The organism is Caproicibacterium amylolyticum (assembly GCF_014467055.1).
Lineage (GTDB): Bacteria > Bacillota > Clostridia > Oscillospirales > Acutalibacteraceae > Caproicibacterium > Caproicibacterium amylolyticum.
The window spans coordinates 1477155-1496796 of sequence record NZ_CP060696.1 but is presented as its reverse complement, the minus strand read 5'-3'; the positions used below and the strand labels follow the sequence as shown (position 1 = coordinate 1496796).

Below are 19642 nucleotides of genomic sequence, written 5' to 3'. Positions count from 1 at the left end.
TCAATTAATTTGCTTTTTACAGACAATGAAAGCGCCACATGTGGCTGGTGAAGTCACCGAACGCGATCGGTACGGTTAAACCGACATACATCAGTTCATCGCCGCCGTAAATTTTGCCGGATGCTGTTTCTTGGTACTCAGCATTCGGGTCCAGTCCGCGCAGCCGTAAAATTCGTACTGGAGTCGATGGCTCGCCCAAAATTTTGAAGTAAAAAGCAACTACATCGCTGCTGTCCTGCGACACAAAAAGCCACGCAGTTTCGTTGCCTTCGAAAGGGCTGAGCAGGCGGTGATGGGTGCCAAATTGAATGATAGGACGAAGTTCCTTGTAGAGCGCTACTTGCTGGCGAATTTCATTCTTTTCGTCTGCTGAGAGCTTGCCGAGGTCCAACTCATAACCGAAATTTCCGGACATGGCCACATATCCGCGGGTTGACAGCGGTGTGATGCGGCCGACCTGTTCGTTAGGAGAAATGGAAACGTGAGAGCCTACAGTAATGGCTGGGTAGGCTAAACTGGTGGCATACTCAATCTTTTGGCGGCAGACGGCGTCGGTGTTGTCGCTGGCCCAGGTTTGTGGCATGTAGTACAGGAAGCCAGGGTCGAAGCGTCCGCCGCCGCCGGAGCAGCTTTCAAACAACACATCTGGGAATCGGGTGGTAATTTCCTCCATTACATGGTAAAGACCGAGCATATAGCGATGCGCGGTTTCGCACTGACGGCCGGGCGGCAGCAGTGCCGAACCGACCTCTGTCATGTGGCGGTTCATATCCCATTTGACGTAGTCAATCGGTGCACTGGAGAGGACTTCATTCATTGTGTCCAGAATGAAGTGGCACACATCTTCACGCGACAGATCCAGAATCAGCTGGTTGCGGCCCTTAGTGTGGTTACGTCCTTTGATATGTAAACACCAGTCAGGATGTGCTCGGTAAAGGTTGCTGTTCTCACTGACCATTTCCGGCTCAAACCATACACCGAATTTCAGTTCCAAGCTGTGAATTTTCTGGCCCAGTCCGTTCAGTCCGTCCGGCAGCTTCTTTCGGTTTACCACCCAGTCTCCCAGGGAAGAATTGTCGTCGTCACGCTTACCGAACCAGCCATCATCCAGTACCAGCAGTTCAATGCCCACGTCCTTGGCCTCTTTTGCAAGCTTCAGAATGCTCTGCTCGTTAAAATCGAAATAGGCGGCTTCCCAGCTGTTTACCAAAATGGGGCGTTCAATGTCACGGTATTTTCCACGGCAGAGCCGGCGGCGGTACAGTTGATGGTAAATCTGTGACATACCGTCCAGTCCTTCATCCGAATAAACCAAAATTGCTTCTGGCGTCTGGAATTCTTCGCCCGGTTCCAGTTTCCAACCAAAGCCGAAGGGATTGATACCCAAGTTCATGCGCGCAGTACACAGCTGGTCAACCTGCACTTCTGCCAGAAAGTTGCCGCTGTACACCAGATTCATGCTGTAGACCTCTCCAGAGGCTTCTCCTGTACCGGGTCGAAGTAGAGCAAAGAAGGGGTTGTGCTGATGGCTGCTGGCACCGCGGGCACTGTCCACCAGCTGAGTACCCGGTGCAAGCGGCCGTCGGTTCATGTTCCGCTCGTTGGCATGGGCGCCGTCCAGTGTAAGCAAGTCAAAGCGGTCATCGGTGAAATCAACGCTGGCACTTAAGGCACGGACCAACTGAATGTCTGCCTTCCCACCGTTCACGAAGCGGGCACTCCTGGTTAAAGCGCCATTGCCTGAAAAAATGGTATAGAGCAGCACCACTTCCAGTCCGGAAAGGCTGTCATGCAGGGTGATTTCCAACGTTTGTGCTTCGTCATTGCATTCCACATAAGCAGCGGGCAAACCTACAAGTTTTGGCTTACCCTTCAGGACACGGTGTGATTGGTAGCGCAAGTCGGTCACGGTTGAGCCGTCCGAATAAACTGCCTCGAAAGCGGGTGTGCGGAAATCGCCGCTGCCAAAGGACGGATACTCCTGTGGGATGTTGTCAAGTGAGAAAGTACGGTCTTCGCCGTGCGGATTCGGTGAGAAAGCACGATCCATGTAGACATGCGGTGCGCTTTCGTGGAATGCCCGCAACTTTTTCCCCCAGTATTTGTGAAACAGATATCCTTCTTCGGTGATTTGCAGTACATAGCTAGTTCGCTCGTTAGCAAGGTGGAACACACGTTCCTGTTCGTTGTAGGAAATGGGCATTAAGGCTGCCTCCTTTTCGTTGCGCTTTGCGGTACATTCTGATATACTATAAAAATGATGAGAAAAGTGAAACAAAATCATGTTGCTGTGGCCGTCCGGAATGTTTTTTCCGGTAAACTAAAAAGCCAGGTTTTACAGGGAAAAAGCAAAAATAGTTCAATGCAAATGTTTAAAATATTGTTTTTATATTAAAACTATTTGTTGCTTTTTACAAATTCATTATAAACAATGACTGCATAGGAAAAAATAAATATTTGATGAAATTGTTATAGAAATGGTGCATGAAAGTGTAGAAATGAAGCCGCGCAAAGCAGAAAAGTGGGGAAATGTCCATGGAAACACAGCCAAAGGATTATTATATCAAAGAGGACAGGCACTCTCAGTTGGGGCTGCAAGTGCTGCATGCTGGAGAACAGGTCTGCTCACCGGGACACTACTTCGGTTATTCTGCTCGAGCGCATTACCTGATTCATTACATTATTTCCGGCAGCGGAGAGTATCACGTGCGCGACCGGGTTTATCATTTGAAAGTCGGCGATGGTTTTCTTATCCAGCCCAATGTTAATACGTTTTACAAAGCCTCGGATACAGATCCGTGGACGTATCGGTGGGTAGGTTTCAATGGCGCAGCCGCACGGACACTGCTGGAACAGGCCGGGCTGACTGGTGGCAACCTTGTTTTCCACTACGAAAAAGACGATTTCTTTAAGGATTGTTTGGCTCATCTTATAGAGTGCTGCAAAAATTTTTTGACAAGCGGCGCGGCCAGCGCTGGTTACCTGCTGCTTTTACTCGGCCAACTGCAAGGGCAGATGCAGTTGGCCGAATCGGAAACAAGAGCAGGAAAACGAGATTATTTCTCCGTGGCTGCACACTATATTCAGCAAAACTATATGAAGAACATTAAAGTAACGGATATCGCGGACTGCCTGTCGCTGGACCGTTCCCAGGTGTATCGTATTTTTGAGGAAGCAGTGCATATTTCACCAAAACAGTACCTGACAAATTACCGGATGGACTGTGCAGGCATTCTAATCTGTACCACAGACCTGACTTTTAATGAGGTAGCAGCTATGGTTGGATTTGAGTATCCGTCACATTTTTTTCGGTTGTTTAAAGAGCATTTCGGGTTGACGCCCTCCGCGTATAGGGATTCGGCAGGCGGCTGAATTTCATATCTGTTCAAAATATGCAAAATAGCGAACATTATTTCCTTTTGTCTGCTTTTGTATATTTTCTGGGTATAATATGACCTTCTGTCGTAGTTCCTTTTCTACAACAGGAGGTCTCTTTTTCACTATTTGTTTCTTAAGCACCATTCATTTTATGGGAGCCCTAATGCTTTATCTATGTCTTTTTTTTGCAAACTTAATTACATGATATCCTTTACAGTTGCCCGCTCAGTTTATTTTCAGTATTTCTTTCTGTTTTGTCCTTTTGGCAGTTAATCTCTGCCGCAGGGGATTTTGCTTTCGGACATTTTTACGAAAGTGTTTGACAGTTCTGTTGTTATTCTTTATAATAAATAAATATACATAAATTCAGCAGGCTTGTTACAATGGAGGGAACAGACATGAATAGTGACGCAATCAAAAAAGATGTGCCGAAACGTGCATTATTTCACGCGTTAGGCCTTACAGATGAGGAAATTGACCGCCCATTGGTGGGAATCGTCAGCTCTTACAATGAGATTGTTCCGGGACATATGAACATTGACAAAATTGTACAGGCTGTGAAAACCGGCGTTTCCATGGCCGGCGGCACGCCGCTTACCTTCCCAGCCATTGCAGTCTGCGACGGCATTGCTATGGGACACCGCGGCATGAAGTACAGTTTGGTAACCCGTGAGTTGATTGCCGATTCTACGGAAGCAATGACCATTGCACATGCACTGGATGCATTGGTCCTTGTGCCGAACTGCGATAAAAATGTTCCTGGTCTGCTTATGGCTGCGGCTCGCTTAAATGTTCCTGCAATTTTTGTCAGCGGCGGTCCAATGCTTGCCGGCCGTGTGCAGGGCTGCAAAACAAGTTTTTCAAGTGCCAGTGAAGCGGTTGGGCAATATGCGGCTGGAAAAATCAGCAAAGAAGTGTTGGATGAATATGAGGCGAATACCTGCCCAACCTGCGGTTCCTGTTCCGGCATGTACACTGCAAACAGCATGAACTGTTTGACAGAAGCACTTGGTATGGGACTTAAGGGCAACGGTACCGTGCCTGCAGTTTATTCCGCCCGTCTGCAGCTGGCAAAGCACGCAGGCATGCAGATTATGGAACTGATTAAACAAGATATCCGCCCGCGTGACATTATGACAATGGATGCCTTTGAAAATGCGCTGACAGTAGATATGGCACTTGGCTGCAGCACTAACAGCGCACTGCATCTGCCGGCAATCGCACATGAATGCGGTTTGGAACTGAATCTGGACATTCTAAATAATATCAGCGAAAAAACGCCGAACCTTTGCCATCTGGCACCCGCAGGCCATACTTATATTGAAGACCTTAATGAGGCAGGCGGCGTTTATGCGGTTATGAAGGAACTGGCAGATGCGGGTCTGCTGCACACAGACTGCCTGACCTGCACCGGCAAGTCAGTTGCAGAAAATATTAACGGCTGCATTAATAAGAATCCAGAAGTGATTCGTGCAATTGATAATGCTTACAGTAAAACAGGCGGCATTGCAGTTCTTCGCGGCAATCTTGCGCCGGACGGCTGTGTTGTAAAGCGCAGTGCAGTTGCACCGAATATGCTGAAACACAGTGGCCCCGCGCGTGTTTTTGAAAGTGAAGAAGATGCCATGGCGGCTATCCTCGACGGCAAGATCCATGCCAATGATGTTGTAGTTATCCGGTATGAAGGCCCGAAGGGTGGCCCTGGCATGCGTGAGATGCTGAACCCGACCTCTGCGATTATGGGCAGTGGCCTTGGCGAAAGTGTTGCTCTGATTACAGACGGCCGTTTCAGTGGTGCAACCCGTGGTGCTGCTATCGGGCATATTTCTCCGGAAGCCGCGGTCGGCGGCCCAATTGCCTTGATTCGCGATGGCGATATAATTGAGATTGACATTCCCTCCCACTCCATCAAGGTCGATCTACCGGAAACCGAGCTTGCTGCCCGCCGTGCTGCATGGGAACCCAAGAAGCAGAATGTAACGGGTTATCTTGCCCGCTACGCGGCACTGGTAACTTCTGGAAGCAAGGGCGCAGTGCTGTCTTTGTAATTGGGTTAAAGTGAAGCTCAGCCGCAGAGAGAGGGGAGTGGAATGGCGGATTCTAATATCACCAAAAAGGCTCTTGCAGATGCTATGAAATCACTTATGGCGGAAAAGTCCTTTGCAAAAATCAGTATCAGCGATATTTGTACGCGCTGTTCCATGAACCGACAGAGCTTTTATTATCATTTTCGGGATAAATATGATTTGGTTAACTGGATTTTTTATACGGAACTAATTGATCATTTGTGTGCACACGCACCTACCAGCGGTTGGAACTTGCTTTTGGATGTTTGCAGCTATTTTTACGCAAATCGGTCGTTTTACGTAAATGCACTGCAGGTAACGGGGCAAAATTCCTTTACGGAATATTTTGCAGATGTTATGCGGGCGATTGTGCAGCCGTATTTTGAAGAAATTTTCAGCAGCGATGAAGCGAACATGGATTTTTATGTACAGCTTTTTACGGATGCTTGTAAGTCTGGAATTTGTCGTTGGCTGACCGACCAGTCAAATTTACCTCCAGAAAAGTTTGTGAAATTGGTTCATAACGCAGTTGTGTGTGCAGCACGCTGTATTTTAGATGACGAGCAGAGAAAACAGAATTCTTAAAAAACATCCTGCTGATTTTGAAATTATCAGCAGGATGTTTTTGATTTTTTATAACATCTCTACAGAAGCATCAAAATACTGCTCCGTAAATGAAACTTCCTTCATAATTTGTTCCGGTGTCCACTTTGAATTAGTTGGTGCAGCTACCCATTTATCTTCTATATCGTCTTTTCGATGGATAATAGCAACCAGTTCGCCGGTAAAGGAGTCTACAGGTTCCTTTACGCCAAGTACATAAACATCCTGTTCTTCGCCATCCGGTGCTAAACTTTCTGGGATATAACCATAATTGACCGGATAAATCATATCCGGATGTTCGGGATGTGCACTGCCAAGTGGGCGGTCAATTTTTACGGTAATAGAATGTTTACTGGGTAAATATTGATTGGGAAGGGGAAGTCCCCACTGATTCTTTGCCCGTTTCAGTGCTTCCGTACCTTTTTCAATTCCAATTCTATAGGAAGCCATCAGCTGATTCGTTTTCGTGCCAAAACGGTCCATAGGCAGCGGTTTATCTGGTGCTGCAATGATTACATTCCCACGATGCTCCATGTTCTGCAGTGTTTGCAAAGCGGAGTTATAAATTTTATGGCGTGTGTCAAGCAAATGAACTACTGCCGGATAATCGTGATATTTATTTGCGTAAATAAGACGGCCGCGCTGCGGCTTTTTTTGGTATCCGCGTTCTCGGGTCAGAACGACAATCAATTTGTCACAACCATCGGCAAGTGCCTTTTGCATTGGAATTGGAGCGCGCATCCCGCCGTCAAGGTAATCGCCCCCCTGAAAGTGGACGATCGGAGCACAAACAGGCATAGAGCAGGAAGCCCGCAGGACGGTATAGGGAGGAGCAATGTCTTTCTTGCCAAAATATATAGTTTCACCAGTGTGAACGTCAGTTACACCTGCATAATATTCGCATGGGTTTTTTTGAAAAGCATCATAATCAAATGGATCCAGCTTTTCTGGAATATCACTGAAAATAAAGTCCATGCCGAACAGAGAACCTGTTTTTATGTAGTTTTCTAAACTCAAATATTTTTTATCTGAAGCATAATTAATTGTAGTTCGTAAGCCACGGTCACTTTGTCTGGAAACATAAGAAATGCCAATAGAAGCACCAGCCGAAACACCCACAACTTCGTCTGCCATAAAATGTTCTTGCAGGAACGCCTGTAAAACCCCTGCAGAGAAAATACCGCGCATTCCGCCGCCTTCCAGCACAATTCCAATTTTCAAGAATTATCGCCTCGAATCACCCAAAATATTACAAAATAATCCATAATCTATATGCTATTATAAACCTTAGTGCCTGTATTGACAAGCTGTTGGTAAGGCTACGGTGAACAAAGCTTTGCAGTGTGGGAAAAATGTGGTATACTATGACCATTCCTGTCGATTTTAAAATGGGGTAGGTGTACTGGATGTTTTTCCATCCAAACTTCTGTACTGCTGACTGCACAAAAGGCGGTGGCTGCAGATGAAAAATACGGGACTTCGCGTTCGCCAGTGGATTTGCTTTTTACTGGCTGTGTGTTGCATGCTTACTATATTTTTCTTTTCTGCACAAAACGGCACTTCCAGCGATGGTATGAGTATGCCGATTGCGGATTGGCTGCGGCAAAATCTGCATTTACCACTGACAGACGTGCAGGCAAATCATTTTGTGCGCAAAGCAGCTCATTTTTTGATTTATCTGCTGCTGGCAGTCTTTGCTTCCGGATGGACTTCCGGCTTTCACTGGTCTGCTGCTGCATGGCTTCCGGTAACGGTCGCTTTTTGTGCACTGTATGCCGCCAGTGACGAATTTCACCAGTCATTTACCGCCCAGCGTTCTCCGGCCCTGCAGGATGTTTTGCTGGATACGTTTGGAGCGTTGACTGGTGCCTTGCTTGTGCTGTTGCTGCTACATATTTTTCATCATTTTCATAACAGAAGGGGAGGTGCATCTATGATATGCCCAAACTGTGGGTATGATAATGCCGATGATGTGATTTGCTGCATCAAATGCGGCGAACCGCTAGTGGATAACAAAGCCCTTTTTCCGCCGGAGGACGACGAAAAAGTCGATTTGAGCGAGCCGGATGTGTACGAACCATATGAGGAGGAAGAAGTGCCGGAGCAGAAATCCAAGGCACCTCTTGTAATACTCATTATTTTTCTGTGTTTGGTTGCTGTTGCCGCTGGACTTTCAATTGCGTGGCATCAGGAACGGGGTGTTTGGCCATGGCAGCAGCTCTTTTCCAATACAGCTTCTTCGCAGGAAGGAGAAAGCTCCTCACACACACCAATACTTCCACAGAAAACTGTGCAGACCTATACAGCCGCAGATTTAGCTGCGGCTGTGCAGAAAAGCGGATTTCAAGCATTCGCTGTGGCTGAGTCGGAGATCAGCGGCATCAAAGTGGACACGCAGACACTGGAAGATTCTGCGATTGTACAGTTCACGGTAACGAAAGCGATGGCAATTCTGCATATGCAGATTCGTTTTCCGATGGCCAATCCAGCATCTTCGGCTGTGTCTGGAGATGCTGTTGCTTCCTCCGCTGTAAAAGAAGAGAATCCTGTTGTTACTTCTTGGGGAGTTGATACTTGGAAACTGACTGGCACATGGAATGATGCAGGCGGTAATGCATTAATTATTGAGACCTGCAGTGCCGGAAACATGACAGCCTATTACATCCCTGCGGGGAGTACAGACAGCAGGCAGATTTCCGGTTCTATTTCAGAAACAGGCGAAATTTCACTTCTGAGCAGTAAAACGCAAATAAGCGGGCAGTTTTCACCGAACGGTACGGGGTTGCTTTCTGTTACACTGGATGGCAGTAAAGCACAGACACAGCAGTTTGTAATGCTGTCCACAGCAATGGCAAGTATTCCGAGTGCTCCTTCTGCTACGCCATCATTGCCGCCCGTTTCTTCAGCTGTTTCATCTTCGGCTGTTTCTGCGCAAACTTCAGTTTCTTCAGTTGCATCTCAGCAGAGTGCTGTTCCTTCTCAAGCAGTATCTGTGGTGCCGTGACATAAATGATTGATCATTATCTGCTGCCCTGCGCAACTTGACAGGGTGGCACTTTTTCTGTATAATAATTAATTAGGTAAACTAATTAATTTAATTTTGTTGTTTTCCGGAAGGAGGGAACCCATATTACACCGCTGGAAACAGAACTGAATGATTTGTTAACGCTGGCCTACCGTTCAGTGGAAGAAATTGAAGAAGATATGTTGAAAAGCAGCCAGGGCCTAAACCTTTCCATTTCGGAAATGCATCTGTTGCAGGCAGTTGAAGAAATTGGTTTGGCATGTACCATCAGCACGCTGTCAGCAAATCAGCGTGTCAGCCTTCCCAGTGTGACAGCTGCCGTTAACAAACTGGCGCACAAAGGATACGTGGAAAAGCAAAAATCTCCACAAGACGGCAGGGTGGTGCATGTTACCCTGACCCGGCTTGGGAAGAAAGCTACGACTGCGCACCGCTACTTTCACACGCGAATGGTTCGTTCAGTCAGCCGCGCGCTGAATGCGGAAGAACAGGAAGCAATGTTGAAAGGTGTTCGCAAACTGAATCAATTTTTTGCAGATAAACTGCATCGGGAAGAGGGAAAGCCTTGAGTTTTACAATACTGGGTACAGGCAGTGCTCTGCCGGCGCGTACTGTGACCAATGATGATTTAACCGAATTTCTGGATACGAGTGATGAATGGATCAGTTCCCGCACAGGCATACGCAAACGTCATGTTCTCACAACTGAAACGGTAACAGAACTGACTGTGCATGCTGCTCGAAAAGCACTGGAGATGTCTGGCACACGTCCGGAAGAGCTGGACTGTATCATTTGCCCAACGGCTGTTGGCGACTGGATTTCTCCAAGCACGGCCTGTATGGTACAGAAAGAGTTAGGGGCTTCCTGCCCTGCTTTTGACATTAATGCAGCTTGCAGCGGTTTCATGTATGGCCTGGATGCTGCCGACGGCTGGTTTGTCAGAAAGAAAGCAAAAAAAATCCTTGTAGCGGCAGTTGAAGGCATCAGCCGTTTACTCAATTGGCATGACCGTTCCACTTGTGTGCTGTTTGGTGACGGGGCCGGGGCCGCTGTTCTGGGTGAGGGGAATGCTTTGCAGTATATTCATCTGACTGCAGAGGGTTCCTTGGCAATTCATGTACCTGGTCCTGCAGGAGAATCTCCGTACTGTCAGCTTGAATCTCTGACACCGGGACTGCGGATGGACGGCAAGGAAGTGTATCGCTTTGCGGTTCACACGATTTGTGAAGAACTGCAAAAGGCAAGTGAAGCAACCGGAATTCCGCTGGAAAAAGTGGACCACTTCATACTGCATCAAGCAAATCAGCGAATTCTGGATGCTGCAGCGAAAAAGCTGAATTTGCCGCCAGAAAAAATACCGACAACCATTGCACAGACAGCTAATACGTCGGCTGCCAGCGTGCCGATTCTGCTGGATTCAGAAGTAAGCAAAGGACATTTACACCGCGGCGAAACATTGATGCTGTGTGCATTTGGTGCGGGACTGACCAGCGGTACAGCCGTCCTTCAATGGGAACTTGACTGAAAATTTTTAATCAACAAGAATTTAAGGGGATTACAACAATGAATCATACAGAAACACTGGAAAAACTCGAGAAAATTTTTCATGACTACAAAGATGACCTGAAGCCGGGCGAACTGAAACCAGAAACGACTTTTGAAGAACTGGATTTCGATTCTCTGGACGTTGTCGATTTGATGATGGCGTGTGAAGATGAGTTTGGTGTGCAGATTCCAGAGGATGCTGAACTGAAAACTGTTCAGGATCTGCTGAACCTGATTGAGAAAACGGAGGCGTAAAAATGCTTCAGTCACAAATTTGTGATGTGTTGGGAATTCAGTACCCTGTATTTCAGGGCGGAATGGCATGGATAGCAGATGCAGAATTGGCCGCAGCGGTCAGTAATGGCGGCGGCCTAGGCATTATTTCTGCCATGAATGCAAACGGCGAGTGGCTTCGCGGTCAGATTCGCAAAGCAAAAGAGCTGACGGACAAACCGTTTGGTGTCAATATCATGCTGATGAGTCCTTTTGCAGAAGAAGTCGCTAAGGTTGTTGTTGAAGAAGGCGTGAAGATCCTGACAACCGGTGCCGGCAATCCGGGAAAATTCATAGCAGCATGGAAAGCAGTCGGAATTCAGGTAATTCCGGTCGTTGCAAGTGTTGGCCTTGCCCGCATGATGGAGCGCAGTGGTGCTGCAGCTGTTGTTGCGGAAGGCAGTGAAAGTGGCGGCCACATTGGTGAGTCCACCACAATGACTTTGGTACCGCAGGTCTGTGACGCGGTTTCTATTCCGGTCATTGCCGCTGGCGGCATTGCGGATGGCCGCGGTATGGCGGCTGCGCTGATGCTAGGAGCCTGCGGCGTGCAAATGGGTACTCGCTTTCTGGTTGCAAGTGAATGCAACGTACACGAAAATTATAAAAAACGTGTGCTGAAAGCAAAAGACATCGATACGATTGTTACAGGCCGCCGGCAGGGAGATGCAACTCGCAGCCTGAAAAACCGTTTCAGCCGTGACTTTGCAAAAGAAGAAATGAACCCGGAAAGCACCGTTGAAGAGCTGGAAAAGCGTGGTGTCGGTGCTTTGCGTCGTGCCGCAGTTGAAGGCGACGAAATCAATGGATGTTTCTTAGCAGGGCAGATTGCCGGTTTGGTCAAAAAAGAGCAGCCAGCTGCAGAAATCATCAGTGAGGTCTGCATGCAGGCGGAAGAACTGCTGAAAGGAGCAGCCAAATGGGCAAGATAGCTTTTTTATTTGCAGGGCAAGGAGCACAGTATCCCGGCATGGGAAAATCCCTATATGAAAACAGTCCAGCCGCCAAAGCTGTCTTTGACACAGCTGAAGCAGAACGTCCTGGTACTTTGCAGCAATGCTTTGCGGGTACAAAAGAAGAACTAACGAAAACTTCCAACACGCAGCCATGCGTGTTCTGTGTTGATCTTGCTGCCGCACGTGCACTGGAAGAAGCAGGTGTTCACGCAAAGGGTGCAGCAGGATTCTCTTTAGGTGAAGTGGCTGCGCTGACTTTTGCAGAAGCATTTGCCGATGATGCGGCAGGTTTCTCATTGGTAACAGAGCGTGGAAACCTGATGCAGAAGGCAAATGAAGAAAATCCCGGGGCGATGGCTGCGGTTTTGAAACTTTCCAATGAACAGGTCGAAAAAATCTGTTCGGAATTTCCTCAGGTATATGCGGTGAATTACAACTGCCCAGGTCAGCTGGTAGCAGCAGGTGTGCGGTCAGAAATGGAGCCTTTCTGTACTGCTGTTGCAGAAGCGGGCGGACGTGCTAAAATGCTGGCTGTCGGCGGCGGATTCCACTCACCATTGATGAGAAAAGCCTCTGCTGCTTTTGAAATCCTGCTGGAACAATTCGGAATGAAACTGCCGGCATTCCCGGTATATGCAAATTATTCGGCAAAGCCTTATGAAAGTTCCTTTACGGTTCTGCTTGCGCGGCAGATTGAAAATCCTGTTCGCTGGCAGCAAACCATTGAGCAAATGACGGCTGACGGGTTTGATACATTTGTCGAAGTAGGTCCCGGCAAAACCCTTTCCGGCCTTGTTAAACGCATTGTACCGCAGGCAGTAATTCTACGTGCAGATACCTTCGAAGATGTAAAAACAGTTGCAGATTCTTTAAAAGGCTGATACAATTAGTTATTGCAAAATTTGCCTGATTTGCCTAATGGTCTCTTATACATGCGGACCGCGTACTACAGAAAGGAAACAAAAAAATGAGTATTGAAAAGAAAACTGCACTGGTCACCGGCGGCAGCCGCGGCATCGGACGGGCTGCAGCGCTGGCACTTGCAAAAGGCGGAATGAACGTTGCCATTGTTTTTGCAGGGAATACACAGGCCGCCGAGGAAACACTTCAACAGCTACAAGCATTGGGTGCTGAAGCGAAAGCCTATCAATGCAACGTGGCAGACTCGGAAGCAGTCAAAACAACTGTGCAGCAGGTGCTGAATGACTTTGGCGGTGTCGACGTTCTGGTAAATAACGCTGGGGTCACACATGATGGTTTGCTGTTGTCTGCAAAAGAGGAGGATCTGGAGCGTGTGCTTAGTGTCAGTCTGAAAGGCGCTTTTCATATGATTCAGGCTTTGTACCGGAATTTTATGAAAAAACGTGCAGGCCGCATCATTAATGTTTCTTCGGTTGTCGGGCTGCATGGAAACGCCGGTCAGACCAGCTACGCTGCTGCCAAAGCAGGTGTTATCGGTTTAACAAAAAGTATAGCAAAAGAACTTGCCGGTCGCAATGTGACCTGCAACGCAGTAGCTCCAGGCTTTATCCAATCCGATATGACCAATGCGATGCCGGAAAAAGCGCGTGACGTAGCTATCGCTACTATTCCGCTAGGCAGACCCGGTCTGCCTGAGGATGTGGCGCAGGCGATTGCTTTTCTGGCCAGCGACAGTGCAGCGTACATTACTGGTGAAGTGCTTCGTGTAGACGGCGGACTGGGTATGTAAGGAAGGAAGGAAATTTTTATGCGCAGAGTAGTTGTTACAGGCATGGGTGCTGTGACCCCTGTAGGCAACCACGTTGAAGAAATGTGGGAAAGCCTGATTCACGGCAAAAACGGAATCGGCGAAATCACTCGGTTCGATTCCTCTAAAATGAGAGTTCATATTGCAGGAGAGGTAAAGGACTTTGACCCGCTGCAGTATTTTGAAAAAAGTGACCTTCGTAAAAATGACCTGTTCACCCTGTATGCGGTTGCCGCATCTGAGCAGGCAGTCCGTGACAGCGGAATTCAGGAGAAAATTGAGCCGGAGCGTTTTGGCATCTATATGGGTAGTGGTATCGGCGGTATTTCCACAACACTTGATAACTACGAAAAACTTTTGCAGGATAAACACGTATCGCCTTACATGATTCCAAGCATGATCGTCAATATGGCAGCAGGTGTGATCTCCATTCGATTTAATGCAAAAGGCCCCTGTGTGCCGATTGTAACAGCATGCACTACCAGTACGCACACCATTGGCGAAGCGTTTCATTGCATTCGCGGTGGTTATGCAGATGCGATTATCGCTGGCGGCAGTGAGGCAGCTGTTAATACTTTGACAGTTTCTGGCTTTTCCAGCATTAAAGCACTCAGCACAAATCCAGACCCGCAGACGGCTTGCCGCCCATTTGATAAAAACCGTGACGGCTTTGTTTTGGGCGAGGGTGCCGGTGTTGTGATTCTGGAAGAATACGAGCACGCAAAGGCACGCGGCGCAAAAATTTACGGTGAAGTGCTTGGATATGCGAACACCAGTGACGCTTACCATATTACTGCGCCTTCACCCGATGCAGAGGGAATTACCCGTTGCATTCGTCTGGCTGTGCAGGAAGCGGACGTTCAAATCGGCAAAAACACTTATATCAATGCACACGGAACCAGCACGCTGCTCAATGACAAAATCGAAACGTTGGCTTTTAAGCAGGCGTTTGGCGAGGAAACAGCACATCAGATTAAAATCAGCAGTACGAAAAGTATGATGGGCCACTTGCTGGGAGCCACCGGTGCTGTAGAAGCAATCATCTGTCTGAAAGCATTGAATACCGGCATTGTCCCGCCTACAATCGGGCTGACAAAAGCAGACCCGGAGTGTGACCTTGACTATACACCTGATAAGGCTGCACACATAGAAATCCAGACTGCTGTCTCCACCAATATGGGCTTTGGCGGCCACAACGGCTGCATTGTTTTTGGAAAAGCAGAGGAGGCATAAAGCATGGATTTGCAGGCTGTAAAAGAGCTGGCACAGCTTCTAGAAGAAAAGGGCCTAACCTCGATAGAGGTTGAGCAGGATGGGCAGCGAATCTGCCTAAAAAAAGAAGCTGTGGCTCCGGCGCCCATTGCATCTGTTGCTGCATCCATTCCAGCGGCAGCACCGGTTTCAGCGGTATCAGCTGCTCCGGAAAGCAGTGGTGTGGTAAATTTTAATGACGTAACAGAAGTAAAATCCCCAATGGTTGGCACTGTTTACGTTGCTCCTTCTCCCGGGGCAGACCCATTTGTACAGGTAGGGGATAAGGTCAAAAAAGGGCAGGTCCTCTGCGTCATTGAAGCAATGAAACTGATGAATGAATTCACAGCTCCGCAGTCCGGGGAGATTGTTGACATTTGCGTAGAAGATGGTCAGCTAGTCGAATATGGTCAATGCCTGTTTAAAATATTTTGACAAGTATTTTGCTTTACAATTTTTTATATGTCTAAATGCATGTAAAGCAAGTGACTTGCTTCGATGAAAATGCGAAAAGGGGAATGATTAATTTGAATAAAGAAGAATTGAAGAAAATTCTTCCGCACAGAGAACCCATGTTGCTGATTGATGAAGCCAGCCTACTGCCAGACGGTTCTGCGCAGGGCAGTTATACTGTGCGGGGTGATGAGTGGTTCCTCAAAGGGCATTTCCCCGGAAATCCAACGGTTCCAGGCGTTATTCTCTGCGAAATGATGGGGCAGGCCTGCTGTGTGATGATAGCTGAACAGTTAAAAGGTAAAACGCCATATTTCACCGGTATTGATAAGGTGAAATTTCATCACACTGTTAAGCCGGGTGATATTCTAAATATCACCTGCCAGATTTCTCGCGTCTTTAAAGATTTTTACTTTACAAAGTGTAAAGGTGCGGTAAACGGAAAAACAGCAGTTGTGGGCGACCTCAGCTTCGCGGTAGTTGGCTGAAATCCAAAAAAGAGGTGGAGCAATTTTGTTTTCAAAAATCCTGATTGCAAACCGCGGCGAAATTGCAGTGCGGATTATTCGTGCGTGCAAGGAAATGGGCATTGCAACCGTGGCTGTTTTCAGTGAAGCTGACCGGGAAGCCCTGCATGTGAGTTTAGCGGATGAAAGTGTCTGCATTGGGCCTGCGCGGGTACAGGACAGCTACCTGAATATGCCGGCAATTTTGTCCGCAGCTGTAAAAACTGGAGCGCAGGCAATTCACCCCGGTTACGGTCTGCTAAGCGAAAATGCACGATTTGCACATCTGTGTGAGGAATGCCACATACATTTCATTGGGCCAAATGCAGAATTGATTTCCAAGCTTGGCGACAAAGACGAAGCAAAGCGCACCATGCGTGCAGCAGGTGTGCCAGTGGTCCCCGGCAGCGACTTGATTCCGGATGAAAAAGCGGCTTTAACTGCCGCCAAAGAAATTGGTTTTCCACTTTTAGTAAAAGCGCGTGCTGGCGGCGGCGGGCGCGGCATCCGCCTTGTTAGCAGTGAAGAAGAATTAATTCCTGCGTTCCAAGCATCTTCTCAAGAGGCTGCAAGTGCTTTCGGGGATGGTGCCTGTTATCTTGAAAAATATCTTGACCCAGTAAAACACATTGAAATGCAGATTCTGTGCGACAATTACGATAATGTTCTTTGCCTAGGTGAGCGGGAATGTTCTGTTCAACGCAAACATCAAAAGCTGTTGGAGGAAAGTCCAGCAGTGTGTGTAACGCAGGAACTTCGTACAAAAATGATAGAGGCCGCGCAGCGTGCTGCAAATGCAGTGCATTACCGCAGCCTTGGAACCATTGAATTCCTGATGGACAATCATCACAATTTCTATTTTATGGAAATGAACACCCGCTTGCAGGTGGAACATCCAGTAACGGAAATGGTTACAGGTTTGGATCTGGTAAAATGGCAAATTCGTGCTGCTGCCGGAACAAAACTACCATTTGAACAAAAAGATATTTCACTTTCCGGCCACGCAATTGAATGCCGCATTAATGCTGAGGACCCTGACAATGGTTTTGCACCCAGTTGCGGAAAAATCAGCTTGCTGCACATTCCTGGCGGCCCGTGGGTTCGCTTTGACACTGCACTCTATCAGGAATATTCTGTTCCGCCATTTTATGATTCCCTGCTTGGCAAACTGATTGTACATGCACCAACACGTGAGGAGGCTGTGCGAAAAATGCAGGCTGCCCTTGCGGAGCTGGTGATTGATGGAGTTAACCATACAGCAGAACTCCAAATGGATATTTTGTCTGACCCTAGTTTCCTTGACGGAAGCTACCACACGGACTTTATGGAAAAGAGGGAAAAGCTGTGCTGAAAAGGGCAAACTTTAAGCCAAGCCGCAACCAGTTGGAAAATATCGACGTTGCCACTGCAGGCAGCGGCGTTTCTGAGCAGCCGCAGATACCGGATCAGCTTTGCGTAAAATGCCCCGGCTGCGGCAAAATGATTTTTACAGATGATGTGAAGAAAAATTCCAGCGTTTGCCCGGACTGTGGCTACCATTTCAAAATACCGGCCCGGCGCCGCCTGTTTACTCTTTGTGACGACGATTCCTTTACTGAATGGGATGCTTCGCTTTTCAGCAAAGACTTTTTGAATTTTCCCGGTTATGCCGTAAAACTGAAAAGCAGTCGTTTGAACAGCCGCGAAAATGAAGCGGTCGTTTCCGGCTGTGGGAAAATTGAAAATTCTCCATGCGCATTATTTGCCATGGATAGTCGTTTCATGATGGGCAGCATGGGCAGTGTGGTTGGTGAAAAGATTACTCGCGTTTTCGAGCGGGCAACTGAGCAGCATCTTCCCGTAATCGGTTTTACCCTTTCCGGAGGAGCACGGATGCAGGAAGGTACTATTTCCCTCATGCAAATGGCTAAAACCAGCGGTGCCGTCAAGCGTCACAGCGATGCGGGACTGCTGTACATTACCGTGTTGACAAATCCGACGACCGGCGGGGTAACTGCCAGCTTTGCAATGGAAGGTGATATTTTGCTTTCCGAACCGGCTGCGCTGATTGCTTTTGCCGGGCCGCGTGTAATTGAACAGACAATGCGACAGAAACTGCCGAAAGGTTTTCAGAGTGCTGAATTTCTTTTGGAAAAAGGCTTTTTGGACGCCGTCATTCCCCGCACGGATATGCGGGTAGTTTTGTCGCAGCTGCTGAAACTGCATGAACAGGAGGGCTGACTGATGGAAGCATATAAAAAACTTCAGCTTGCCCGCAAATCAGGCAGGCCGACCGGCTTGGATTTTATTGAACATGTTGTTACTGATTTCTTTGAAATGCATGGCGACCGCCGCTTTGCGGATGATCCGGCCATTGTTGCTGGAGTCGGCCGATTGTGTGGTAAGCCGGTTACAGTGATTGCTCAGGAAAAAGGGCACACCATGAAAGAACGTACCACCCGCAATTTTGGCAGTGCACACCCGGAAGGCTATCGAAAAGCGCTTCGGCAGATGGAACTGGCAGAAAAATTTGGCCGCCCTGTACTGTGTTTTGTAGATACTTCCGGTGCTTTCTGCGGCACAGGTGCCGAGGAGCGTGGGCAGGGTGAGGCTATTGCAGAAAATCTTTCAGAAATGATGACATTGAAAACGCCAATTCTCTCCGTTTTTATCGGTGAAGGCGGCAGTGGCGGTGCACTTGCGCTTGCTGTTGCAAATGAAGTGTGGATGCTGGAAAATGCAGTGTATTCTGTAATCAGTCCTGAAGGGTGCGCCAGTATTCTCTGGAAGGATTCCAGTAAAGTACGTGAAGCCAGCGACAGCCTGCACATGCGGCCGGAAGATTTGCTGCAGCTGGGTATTATTGAGCGTATTTTGCCAGAAGGTGATTTGGAAGCACTGTGGCATACTTTACCTATGGAATTGGATAAAAAATTCACACAGTTAAAGGAGTTGCCTTGTACTGAACTGTGTGAAGCACGTTACCAGCGTTTTCGCAAGATGGGGGTGTACGGCGAATGATTGCAATTGTAACAGACAGTACAGCGCCCATTACGCAAAAAGAGGCGAAACTGTATGGCATTTGTGTAGTGCCGCACAGCTATATGACAAATGGAATCGCTTACCTTGAAAATTACACAGATAAGAATGAAAGTTATACAAAGCGGCTTTTGGCTGCCGGAACAAATGCAGCAACCGGACAAAGTACCGCAGCAGCTTTTGCAACTGCTTTTCGGCAGCTGCTGGCGCAGGGCTATGATGTTCTCTGCTTGGTGATTTCGTCCAGACTGAGCGGTGCGTGGACTAGTGCGGTCACAGCAGCTAGGGAAATTGGCAGTTCAAAAATTGCAGTGGTAGATTCTCATGCAACTGCGGGGGCTTTGTACTATCAAATCATACGAGCAAGAGAACTTGCAGATTCCGGATTGTCCTTAAATGAACTGACAGATCAGTGCAAACAGCTTGACAAAGTTACAAACGTTGCATTTTCTGTAGAAGAAATGGGGGCTTTGCGCCGCAGTCGTCGGTTGGGCCTGATGAATCAATCAGTGAATACGATTTTGAATCGCCGCCCAGTTTTTTTGCTGGAGGACGGCGGCATTGTTTGCAAAAATCTTGCACACGGACGTGGGGAACGGGTTCGAATGCTGGCGGCTCTTGTGCCAAAAGATGCAAAAAGAATCATGGTGCAGGGGTTTGGCAATGCTCCGATAGAAGGAAGTTTGTCAAGAATGCTTCAGCGGCAATTTCCACAGATAGAAATTCTGCATCGTGAGCTTGGTCCAGTGCTCAGTATTCACATTGGCGCGCAGGCCCTTGCGGTATCTTGGTGTTTAGATTAAGGTTTACAAATGCGCAAAAAACTGTTATAATTCTAC

Annotated in this window: 19 protein-coding genes; 17 read left to right on the top strand and 2 right to left on the bottom strand. The window is 47.8% G+C overall.

Annotated elements, in window-relative coordinates; all coding sequences use genetic code 11:
- Window positions 1-16: 16 nt before the first annotated feature.
- Window positions 17-2203, bottom strand: coding sequence for an alpha-galactosidase (locus tag H6X83_RS07170; protein ID WP_212508433.1), 2187 nt, complete (start codon window positions 2201-2203; stop codon window positions 17-19).
- Window positions 2204-2535: 332 nt separating this feature from the next.
- Here H6X83_RS07170 and H6X83_RS07165 point away from each other — a divergent pair, with 332 nt between their 5' ends.
- The 3 genes from H6X83_RS07165 (at window position 2536) to dhaS (ending at window position 6029) form a co-directional block, all read left to right on the top strand.
- Window positions 2536-3372: an AraC family transcriptional regulator gene (locus H6X83_RS07165; protein ID WP_212508432.1), complete on the top strand. Its 837-nt coding sequence runs from the start codon at window positions 2536-2538 to the stop codon at window positions 3370-3372.
- A 404-nt stretch (window positions 3373-3776) separates the two neighbouring features.
- Window positions 3777-5426: a dihydroxy-acid dehydratase gene (gene ilvD, locus H6X83_RS07160; RefSeq protein WP_212508431.1), complete on the top strand. Its 1650-nt coding sequence runs from the start codon at window positions 3777-3779 to the stop codon at window positions 5424-5426.
- Window positions 5427-5468: 42 nt separating this feature from the next.
- Window positions 5469-6029, top strand: coding sequence for a dihydroxyacetone kinase transcriptional activator DhaS (gene dhaS, locus H6X83_RS07155; protein WP_212508430.1), 561 nt, complete (start codon window positions 5469-5471; stop codon window positions 6027-6029).
- A gap of 48 nt (window positions 6030-6077) precedes the next feature.
- Here the strand turns inward: dhaS and H6X83_RS07150 are convergent, their stop codons facing one another.
- Window positions 6078-7268, bottom strand: coding sequence for a patatin-like phospholipase family protein (locus H6X83_RS07150; RefSeq protein WP_212508429.1), 1191 nt, complete (start codon window positions 7266-7268; stop codon window positions 6078-6080).
- 241 nt (window positions 7269-7509) lie between these two features.
- Between H6X83_RS07150 and H6X83_RS07145 the strand changes: the two genes are divergently transcribed.
- The 14 genes from H6X83_RS07145 (at window position 7510) to H6X83_RS07080 (ending at window position 19606) form a co-directional block, all read left to right on the top strand.
- Window positions 7510-9051, top strand: a complete 1542-nt coding sequence (locus H6X83_RS07145; RefSeq protein ID WP_212508428.1) for a VanZ family protein — start codon at window positions 7510-7512, stop codon at window positions 9049-9051.
- 179 nt (window positions 9052-9230) lie between these two features.
- Window positions 9231-9641: a MarR family winged helix-turn-helix transcriptional regulator gene (locus H6X83_RS07140; RefSeq protein ID WP_212508427.1), complete on the top strand. Its 411-nt coding sequence runs from the start codon at window positions 9231-9233 to the stop codon at window positions 9639-9641.
- On the top strand, window positions 9638-10597 hold the full coding sequence (locus H6X83_RS07135; protein ID WP_212508426.1) for a beta-ketoacyl-ACP synthase III: 960 nt from the start codon (window positions 9638-9640) through the stop codon (window positions 10595-10597). The genes H6X83_RS07140 and H6X83_RS07135 overlap by 4 nt, the downstream gene beginning before the upstream one ends.
- Window positions 10598-10635: 38 nt before the next feature.
- Window positions 10636-10872, top strand: a complete 237-nt coding sequence (locus H6X83_RS07130) for an acyl carrier protein (RefSeq protein ID WP_212508425.1) — start codon at window positions 10636-10638, stop codon at window positions 10870-10872.
- Window positions 10873-10874: 2 nt separating this feature from the next.
- Window positions 10875-11822, top strand: coding sequence for an enoyl-[acyl-carrier-protein] reductase FabK (gene fabK / locus H6X83_RS07125; RefSeq protein ID WP_212508424.1), 948 nt, complete (start codon window positions 10875-10877; stop codon window positions 11820-11822).
- Window positions 11810-12727: an ACP S-malonyltransferase gene (locus tag H6X83_RS07120; RefSeq protein WP_212508423.1), complete on the top strand. Its 918-nt coding sequence runs from the start codon at window positions 11810-11812 to the stop codon at window positions 12725-12727. Before fabK ends, H6X83_RS07120 begins: the two co-directional genes overlap by 13 nt.
- An 86-nt stretch (window positions 12728-12813) precedes the next feature.
- A complete protein-coding gene (fabG, locus tag H6X83_RS07115; protein WP_212508422.1) occupies window positions 12814-13557 on the top strand; it encodes a 3-oxoacyl-[acyl-carrier-protein] reductase in 744 nt (247 codons plus the stop codon).
- An 18-nt stretch (window positions 13558-13575) separates the two neighbouring features.
- Window positions 13576-14808 (top strand): beta-ketoacyl-ACP synthase II, encoded by a 1233-nt coding sequence (gene fabF, locus H6X83_RS07110; RefSeq protein ID WP_212508421.1) that lies wholly within the window; start codon window positions 13576-13578, stop codon window positions 14806-14808.
- Window positions 14809-14811: 3 nt separating this feature from the next.
- Complete coding sequence (gene accB / locus H6X83_RS07105) at window positions 14812-15261, top strand: acetyl-CoA carboxylase biotin carboxyl carrier protein (protein ID WP_212508420.1); 450 nt, start codon at window positions 14812-14814, stop codon at window positions 15259-15261.
- A 92-nt stretch (window positions 15262-15353) separates the two neighbouring features.
- Window positions 15354-15767, top strand: coding sequence for a 3-hydroxyacyl-ACP dehydratase FabZ family protein (locus tag H6X83_RS07100; RefSeq protein WP_212508419.1), 414 nt, complete (start codon window positions 15354-15356; stop codon window positions 15765-15767).
- 25 nt (window positions 15768-15792) lie between these two features.
- Window positions 15793-17136, top strand: a complete 1344-nt coding sequence (accC, locus tag H6X83_RS07095) for an acetyl-CoA carboxylase biotin carboxylase subunit (RefSeq protein ID WP_212508418.1) — start codon at window positions 15793-15795, stop codon at window positions 17134-17136.
- Window positions 17130-18005, top strand: coding sequence for an acetyl-CoA carboxylase, carboxyltransferase subunit beta (accD, locus tag H6X83_RS07090; RefSeq protein WP_212508417.1), 876 nt, complete (start codon window positions 17130-17132; stop codon window positions 18003-18005). The genes accC and accD overlap by 7 nt, the downstream gene beginning before the upstream one ends.
- A 3-nt stretch (window positions 18006-18008) precedes the next feature.
- Complete coding sequence (locus H6X83_RS07085) at window positions 18009-18785, top strand: acetyl-CoA carboxylase carboxyltransferase subunit alpha (protein WP_212508416.1); 777 nt, start codon at window positions 18009-18011, stop codon at window positions 18783-18785.
- Entirely contained in the window at window positions 18782-19606 is an 825-nt protein-coding gene (locus H6X83_RS07080; RefSeq protein WP_212508415.1) for a DegV family protein, read from the top strand. Before H6X83_RS07085 ends, H6X83_RS07080 begins: the two co-directional genes overlap by 4 nt.
- The last annotated feature ends 36 nt before the right edge of the window (window positions 19607-19642 follow it).

Coding starts and splice junctions, on each gene's coding strand:
- ilvD (WP_212508431.1), top strand. CDS start 3,777: ATGAATAGTGACGCAATCAAAAAAGATGTGCCGAAACGTGCATTATTT.
- H6X83_RS07170 (WP_212508433.1), bottom strand. CDS start 2,203: ATGCCCATTTCCTACAACGAACAGGAACGTGTGTTCCACCTTGCTAAC.
- H6X83_RS07085 (WP_212508416.1), top strand. CDS start 18,009: ATGGAAGCATATAAAAAACTTCAGCTTGCCCGCAAATCAGGCAGGCCG.
- fabK (WP_212508424.1), top strand. CDS start 10,875: ATGCTTCAGTCACAAATTTGTGATGTGTTGGGAATTCAGTACCCTGTA.
- H6X83_RS07130 (WP_212508425.1), top strand. CDS start 10,636: ATGAATCATACAGAAACACTGGAAAAACTCGAGAAAATTTTTCATGAC.
- fabG (WP_212508422.1), top strand. CDS start 12,814: ATGAGTATTGAAAAGAAAACTGCACTGGTCACCGGCGGCAGCCGCGGC.
- H6X83_RS07165 (WP_212508432.1), top strand. CDS start 2,536: ATGGAAACACAGCCAAAGGATTATTATATCAAAGAGGACAGGCACTCT.
- dhaS (WP_212508430.1), top strand. CDS start 5,469: ATGGCGGATTCTAATATCACCAAAAAGGCTCTTGCAGATGCTATGAAA.
- H6X83_RS07080 (WP_212508415.1), top strand. CDS start 18,782: ATGATTGCAATTGTAACAGACAGTACAGCGCCCATTACGCAAAAAGAG.
- accB (WP_212508420.1), top strand. CDS start 14,812: ATGGATTTGCAGGCTGTAAAAGAGCTGGCACAGCTTCTAGAAGAAAAG.
- H6X83_RS07120 (WP_212508423.1), top strand. CDS start 11,810: ATGGGCAAGATAGCTTTTTTATTTGCAGGGCAAGGAGCACAGTATCCC.
- H6X83_RS07145 (WP_212508428.1), top strand. CDS start 7,510: ATGAAAAATACGGGACTTCGCGTTCGCCAGTGGATTTGCTTTTTACTG.
- fabF (WP_212508421.1), top strand. CDS start 13,576: ATGCGCAGAGTAGTTGTTACAGGCATGGGTGCTGTGACCCCTGTAGGC.